The following is a 7,245-nucleotide window of genomic DNA, read 5'->3' on the forward strand; positions in this document are numbered from 1 at the left end:
ATTGTATTAAATATATTCATTATGACTCCTGAATTCAGAATTCTGAATTCTAATAAATACCATAACTGTTTGTAGTAAACATTTATCAATTTGGTATTAGCAAGTCAGAAGTAATAAAGTTTTTCCTTAAAAAACTGAGAGCTGATTGCTAATAGCTGAATGCTTACATACAATATGTAAACTTGTGGCGTAAGTCTTATATTCACTATTAATTGCTAAGAGCTGACTGCTGAAAAATAACTGTACTTAATAAAGGATTAAAAAAACGCTCTATATTAAAAAAATAATTTATCAAGGAAAATGCTCTTGACTTTAAAGAGAGTATATGATAAAAATACAAAAAAAATCATCTGAGTTTTGACTTTTGACTTGGTAAATAAGTATGATGCAATTATTAACTATTTATAACAAGAGGGAAAAATGCGAATATTAATTATGGGTGGTACCCGATTTATTGGGGTATATTTAACTAAAATTTTAGTGGAGCAAGGGCATGAAATTGTATTATTTAATCGCGGAAATAAACCTGCCCCAGTCTCAGGAATCAAAGAAATTCATGGGGATAGAACTGATGCGAACCAACTCAAAGAAAAATTAGCATCAGAAAAATTTGATGCTATTTTTGACAATAACGGACGACAATTAACTGATACAAAACCTTTAGCAGAAATCTTTCAAGGTCAAGTTAAACATTTCGTTTATATGAGTTCTGCTGGAGTTTATTTAAAGTCTGACCAAATGCCTCATATTGAAGGAGATGCTACAGATCCAAAAAGTCGTCATTTAGGAAAATATGAAACAGAAACAGAATTAGCAAATCAAGGTTTACCCTGGACTTCTATTCGCCCTACTTATATTTATGGACCACAAAATTATAACGATTTAGAAGCATGGTTTTTTCACAGAATTGTACGCGATCGCCCGATTCCAATTCCTGGTAATGGATTTCATATTACTCAATTAGGTCATGTTCAAGATTTAGCAATGGCAATGGTAAATGTATTAGGAAATGACAAAGCAATTGGGCAAATTTATAATATTTCTGGAGAACGTTTTGTCACTTTTGATGGTTTAGCTCGCGCCTGTGCTGAAGCTGCTGGAAAATCTCCTGATTCTATTCAGTTAGTACATTACGATCCGAAGCAATTTGACTTTGGCAAAAAGAAAGCTTTTCCATTACGACTTCAACATTTTTTTGCCAGTGTAAATAAGGCGATGACGGAATTAAATTGGCAGCCAAAGTTTGATTTAGTTTCTGGGTTAAAAGATTCATTTGAAAATGATTTTATAGCCTCTAGTCGTGATAAAAAAGAAGTAGATTTTTCAGTTGATGATGAAATTTTAAAAGCAAAAGCAAAAGATGGGAAGTAATATCATGTCCGCTGGTATCGTTTGTGTAAAAGTTAGAGTGAATATCTACAGGAAATTTAAGTTTTTTTTCTTGCTCTTAAGTATTCCTGCCAGTTAAGTGTTCCCAGTTAAGTGTTCCCTGTTCCCTACCTTTGCTATACAATACCGATGCTACCGGACATGATATAAGGAGTAGGTAGGAGCGTTAGCATTTTTGTTATACAACGTCCCTACGGAGTGGGGAATAGGAAGATTCTCCATTCCCTAAACCACAGCAGTTGACACAAGGAAACCCAACACCTTCCACAAACCCGGTTTCTTATAACACTTCCATGAAGAGCGGATTTGATATCACCCCTTGAGTAGCTTTCAGCTAGCTTGTCACCATGTGATCAATACCCCATATTCAAAACTGAATGTCGTTGTAGGATACCCGTAACTAAGATGATATTGTCTGTGTTTACTTTCTATAGTGAGTTGCTATGCTTCCATAATTAATAGCAAAGTTTAACTCTTTTCTACAATATTTTCTTGAAACCATTCTCAACGGCGATGGATATCGGGAAAATGCATCAAGAAAGTATGAGAATGTTCAATAATTAATAATTAACAATTAACAATTACCAAGGTAAGGCAGAAGGCAGGAGGCAGGAGGCAGGAGGCAAAAAGCAGAATAGAGAAAGATTTGAAAAAACTAGCTTTTCATAACTGGATTTGGTATGATACCTTAAACTGATTTAGAATGTTTCTATTCTTAGAAGACTATCATCTAAAATTAATTTAAAAACTATCCTCTCAGAATCAAGCATTTTTTGTTTTAAATCAGTAGGAATATAATCCATCGTTTTTAATCTTTCTCGTAAATCCAAAAAACTATGACAACCAACCACTTGAAACTCTCCTCGATCTAGAGTATTCTTAGCCATTTCTAGAACAAAGTGATTCTCTTTTTCATCATGAATGAAATCGCAGCCCTTTAGATGTCTTGAAATGACACTATCAGGATAGAATTTCATAGCAAAGTGATAATAAATTACATATTCAGAAGCTGCATTCCATTTCTTAAATTCTATATTATCAATGAACGCTTGCCAAAATTCTTGTTGATGATTGTCTTCAATAATTGAGAAAAGTTTTTCAATTATTTCTTTTTGAAACAGAATATGATGGTGCATTCCACTAAAAGAATTTATTGGCTGCCAATTAGGAATTAATCGTTGAGCAAATTCAATATGGCTGTGTTGATTTTGGGATGGATATTGTCGAGTATTTAAGAGCCATTTAAAAGGATATCCATAAGATAAAATTGCCTTGCCATCATCAGTTAAAAAATTGATATTTTGACCAATAAAAAAGTCTACATCTAAAATCAAAGTATTCTGTTGTAAATTGGGAATTGTTTGAAAAATGTAAAATTTCAACAATTGTTGATAGTACCAAGAACTATTTTGATATTGAGTGCTCTTTTTCTTGAAAGTCATCTCAATATCTTTGAGAGTAAAAGGATATTCTGATTCATTAATCCATATCACTCGTTCATCAAAATATAGATTTTTTTTGATAATATCTTGGTTGGTAACAATGTAGATATTTTGAATTGGTGTCAGCGAATTAGCAATAATACTTGTTATACATATTTTTAATTTGGGAATATCTTTAGCAGCAACGGGAATGACAATATCAATTCGTTGTGACATTTTTTCACTGTGTCCGTGTTAGTTTAACTTCATGTCCTATTTGTTTAACGGCTGAATGTTCTCAAAAGATTGGAATATCCATCTTAAAAGTGGAACAGTTAGTTAGTTGGCCTAACTAATTTTTCAGTCCGGAACCTGCTTATCTAAGATTATAATTTATAATATAGATATTAGGTATCATACAGCAGAAAAAACCCATGTTTGACAGAAATAAGTTGACACGTAGTCAAATTGAAGTCCCTCAAATGAGCCTCCTTGCGAATATGGAAGTGGAAGGGCAAATCATTGCTGATATCAAGTACGACGAGCTTTACTACGCTATCCAGAAGATTGCGAGTAGTGAACCTGTCTGCACTATGCTGGAAATTGGCTCTTTTACAGGCCAGGGCAGCACTGAAGCCTTCGTTACAGGTATGTTAAAAAATCCCCACGAGCCTCATCTTTTCTGCATTGAAGCAGTTGATACCCTATTTGCCGAGTTAGCCAAGCGTTACCAGGACTATTCTCAAGTTCATTGCTACCATGGTTCTACTGTTACGGCAGAGCAATTTCCTTCCTCAGCAGAAGTGATGGCATTCTACAAGAGCCATCTCCAAGTCATGCAGGAAGTTTCCCTTGATACATTAATGCAGTGGCTACAGGAGGATCGGATCTACATCGAAACCAGTGGTATTGCCACCCACATCATTTCTACCATTCAGCAGGAACACAAAATAGCTCGCTTTGATGTGGTGTTGATAGATGGTTCTGAGTTCACTGGTTTGATTGAACTAGAGCAGGTTTACGGAGCTAACATCATTATCCTGGATGATATTAACGTTTTCAAGAACTATCACAGCTACCATCGCCTAATGGAAGATCCAGGTTATGTGCGAACGAGTCATAACCCTTCTCTTAGAAACGGTTACGCTATTTTCCATCGGTTGGGTTATCTCGAACCTGATTCTTCGAGATAATGGAGATTACCGACCAATAAAATTCTAACTGCTAACTGATAACTGATAACTGATAACTGAAATGACACGCCCTAGAAATAAGTGGTTAAGTATTTTCTACTGTACGGGCGAACGGCCGTTCGCCCCTACGACTAATGACTACTAAATTAATAGTGAGTTTATTTAACCGGATTTGATATAATTTGATCGACATATAAATCAGGGAACTAAAAAATTGGAAGTCATTAATCTTTTTAGCAATTTACCAACTATTGAAACAGAACGAATTATTTTGAGAAAAATGTCTATCAATGACGCCAAAGATATGTTTGAATATGCTCAAGATCCAACGATTTCAAAGTATACAGGTTGGTATCCTCATAAGTCTATTCAAGATAGTAAATTGTTTTTACAATATACGGTTAATAATTATAAAAATAATCGGCTTTCTAACTGGGGTATTGTTCACAAGGCAGAGCAAAAATTTATTGGTACTGCTGGATTTATTGACTGGAATATAGAACACGCTCGGGCAGAAATTGGTTATACTTTGTCTCGAAAATATTGGGGAAAGGGTTATATGACTGAGGTGGTTAATGCTATTATTTATTTTGGCTTTAGAACGATGATGTTAAACAGAATTGAAGCTAGATGTATAATTGAAAATATAGCTTCTGCTAGGGTAATGGAGAAAGTAGGTATGAAATATGAAGGTGTCCTACGGGGATGTATGTTTATGAAAGGAAAATATCGGGATTTGAAAATTTATTCGATTCTCAAAGAGGAATTTACTGCTAAAAAATACGATTTTCCTATTAAAATATCTACTAGGTTATGTGGCTTTCATCAGTTTTAAATAATGTCTACTTTTACTTGTATTTGATCTAACTATTTAGTTATTATTAGTGAGTATATAGCAAGATGAAATGATTTGTGAAAAATAGGAAATGTTTTTCCAACTGTTCCCTATTTTCTATTCCCTGCTATCCATACTACCCGATGTGATATTACTTGGGGAAAGGAGACTAAACCCCTACGATAAAATATTACAATATAAGCACGGATTGCTATAAGAGTGTAAACTAGGAAATGTTTTTCCAACTATTCCCTATTCCCTATTCCCTATTTTCTATTCCCTGCTATCCATACTACCCGATGTGATATTACTTGGGGAAAGGAGACCAAACCCCTACGATAAAATATTACAATATAAGCACGGATTGCTATAAGAGTGTAAACTAGGAAATGTTTTTCTAACTATTCCCTATTCCCTATTCCCTGTTCTAGTATTTTACTTTACAAAAAATGACAACTGAAACTGAACTACTTAATTCTAATTCTTCTCTAATTTGTCCGGCTATTCCTGATAGTGATTTAGGCAAATATTCTCCTCTCAAATTGGGAATTCTAGCTTCTGGTAATGGGAGTAATTTTGAGGCTATTGCAGAAGCAATAAATAATCAAAAATTAAATGCTCAGATTCAGGTAATGATTTATAACAATCCTGGAGCTAAGGTTATATCACGAGCAGAAAAGTGGGGTGTTCCATCGGTATTGTTAAATCATCGAGAATACAAAAATAGAGAAGAATTTGATAGGCAAATTGTTAAAACTCTACAAGAATATGATGTAGAGTGGGTAATTATGGCTGGTTGGATGCGAATTGTTACTAAAGTTTTAATAGATGCTTTTCCTAATCAAATTATCAATATTCATCCTAGTTTGTTGCCTAGTTTCAAAGGGATAAAAGCCGTTGAACAAGCTTTAAAAACTGGAGTCAAAATAACTGGTTGTACGGTACATTTAGTAGATGTAGAAGTAGATAATGGTCCGATTTTAATGCAAGCTGCTGTACCAATTTTACCTGATGATACACCAGAAACTCTCCACGAAAGAATCCAAGTGCAAGAACATCAAATTATTGTAGGTGCTATTGCTATTGCTGCATCAAAAAATGAGGCTTTAAGTAGTAGTTGAAAATTCTACATCTAGTTCAGGAAGTGAGGAATTAATCTGAATACCAGAACCAATTTCAAACATACTTAGCAACAGCGATCGCTCTCCTAAATAAAAAAGGAGCGATCGCTCCAATTATTTAAACTTTAATCAGATAATTCAGAATTATCTCCCTAGTTGCTAAACCAGTTTTTTCCCAACTAAACTCTTGAACTGCTAGCTAAACTTAAGGTGGAGAGGCGCGATCGCTTCTCCCCATCTTGAGCAATAATATTCATGGCATCTGTTATTTCTCGAACATTTTTCGGGTTAACCAAAATAGCAGCATCTCCAGCAACTTCTGGCAAAGATGAATGTTAGAAGTAATAACAAGAGTACCACACGCCATCGCTTCTAATACCGGAAAACCAAACCCTTCCCACAGACTCGGAAAAAAAGGCAATGTTGTGGTTATTGCTGTGGGTGATAAGTTAAAAGTATTTTGTCCGTAAGTTGCTTTGAATGATGGTATTGTACCATAATTTTCACTCCTCGTCAAGATTAAATTATTCTCACTCTCAACAAAGAGAATAGTACCTCCAGACTAAATAAGGAGATGGGGAGATTGAATATTGAGCATAGCCAGATTCTATCTAAAATTTTGGCCATCTAATGCACCCCACTGAATTAACTATTGTCTATTGCTTACTGCCTATTCTTTCTTGAATAAATATTCATATAGATTTTATGAGATTGACAAATAATTTGACTTGTGCAGGTAGCTAATAATGGTTGATTTTCACTATGAGGAAAGCCTAATTACAGAAGCTCTTATATGAAGTTTAATAGGTCATACCAGTAAATACTCTTACGTCTTGATTATGTAGATAGTCAGCAGATGGAAGAGGAATATAATGGAGCTTGCTTTAACCGAAAGGGGCAATTCCGATCTGGTTTGTCAGTTTTGGCAGCAATGGAATGAACATAAAAAAATACTGTATCGGTGCTGTCTTAGGTTAATGAACAATAATCCAACAGATGCCGAAGATGCTCTGAGTCAGGCAATGGTAAAAGCTTGGGAAAAGGTGCAAAAGTTCGAGGAGGAAATTACTAATTTTAAGGCCTGGTTGATACAGTTGACTCGTAACCTTTGTATTGATATTTGTCGAAAACATTCTCAAAGGGCAACGGGTGTTGAAAGTATTGAATGGGTGGGCGATACTGAGGAGATGGGTATGGCCTCTTCGGTAGAGTCGCCGGACAGTTGTCTGGAAAGAGAGGAGAGGTGTATTCAGATTCGACGGGCGATCGCTGATTTATCGGAAACG

General features: G+C 35.0%; 7 protein-coding genes and 1 pseudogene. 5 read left to right on the forward strand and 3 right to left on the reverse strand.

The annotated features are described in order from the left end of the window. Window positions 1-420: 420 nt before the first annotated feature. Window positions 421-1,371 (forward strand): NAD-dependent epimerase/dehydratase family protein, encoded by a 951-nt coding sequence (locus F6K40_RS11330; protein WP_293135613.1) that lies wholly within the window; start codon window positions 421-423, stop codon window positions 1,369-1,371. A 716-nt stretch (window positions 1,372-2,087) separates the two neighbouring features. Here F6K40_RS11330 and F6K40_RS11335 read toward each other — a convergent pair. Then, window positions 2,088-3,047: a DUF6492 family protein gene (locus tag F6K40_RS11335; RefSeq protein ID WP_293135616.1), complete on the reverse strand. Its 960-nt coding sequence runs from the start codon at window positions 3,045-3,047 to the stop codon at window positions 2,088-2,090. Window positions 3,048-3,244: 197 nt separating this feature from the next. On the opposite strand from F6K40_RS11335, the gene F6K40_RS11340 reads away from it, so the two are divergent. The 3 genes from F6K40_RS11340 to purN all read left to right on the forward strand — a co-directional run bounded on the left by F6K40_RS11340 (window position 3,245) and on the right by purN (window position 5,959). Beyond that, window positions 3,245-4,003, forward strand: a complete 759-nt coding sequence (locus F6K40_RS11340) for a hypothetical protein (RefSeq protein WP_293135620.1) — start codon at window positions 3,245-3,247, stop codon at window positions 4,001-4,003. 214 nt (window positions 4,004-4,217) lie between these two features. Continuing rightward, window positions 4,218-4,838, forward strand: a complete 621-nt coding sequence (locus F6K40_RS11345) for a GNAT family N-acetyltransferase (RefSeq protein ID WP_293135623.1) — start codon at window positions 4,218-4,220, stop codon at window positions 4,836-4,838. A gap of 449 nt (window positions 4,839-5,287) precedes the next feature. Further along, a complete protein-coding gene (gene purN, locus F6K40_RS11350) occupies window positions 5,288-5,959 on the forward strand; it encodes a phosphoribosylglycinamide formyltransferase (RefSeq protein WP_293135626.1) in 672 nt (223 codons plus the stop codon). Here purN and F6K40_RS11355 read toward each other — a convergent pair. Both F6K40_RS11355 and F6K40_RS11360 read right to left on the reverse strand, forming a co-directional pair. Continuing rightward, a complete protein-coding gene (locus F6K40_RS11355; protein ID WP_293135629.1) occupies window positions 5,945-6,073 on the reverse strand; it encodes a hypothetical protein in 129 nt (42 codons plus the stop codon). The genes purN and F6K40_RS11355 overlap by 15 nt on opposite strands. 4 nt (window positions 6,074-6,077) lie before the next feature. Next, window positions 6,078-6,476: pseudogene (locus F6K40_RS11360) on the reverse strand (glycosyltransferase). 355 nt (window positions 6,477-6,831) lie between these two features. Between F6K40_RS11360 and F6K40_RS11365 the strand changes: the two are divergent. Beyond that, a partial coding sequence (locus tag F6K40_RS11365) for an RNA polymerase sigma factor (protein ID WP_293135632.1) occupies window positions 6,832-7,245 on the forward strand: 414 nt, incomplete at its 3' end.

Source organism: Okeania sp. SIO3I5 (genome assembly GCF_010672085.1).
Lineage (GTDB): Bacteria > Cyanobacteriota > Cyanobacteriia > Cyanobacteriales > Microcoleaceae > Trichodesmium.

Excerpts from the sequence above, each read along its gene's own strand:
- F6K40_RS11340 (WP_293135620.1), top strand. The coding sequence starts at position 3,245 with ATGTTTGACAGAAATAAGTTGACACGTAGTCAAATTGAAGTCCCTCAA.
- purN (WP_293135626.1), top strand. The coding sequence starts at position 5,288 with ATGACAACTGAAACTGAACTACTTAATTCTAATTCTTCTCTAATTTGT.
- F6K40_RS11335 (WP_293135616.1), bottom strand. The coding sequence starts at position 3,047 with ATGTCACAACGAATTGATATTGTCATTCCCGTTGCTGCTAAAGATATT.
- F6K40_RS11330 (WP_293135613.1), top strand. The coding sequence starts at position 421 with ATGCGAATATTAATTATGGGTGGTACCCGATTTATTGGGGTATATTTA.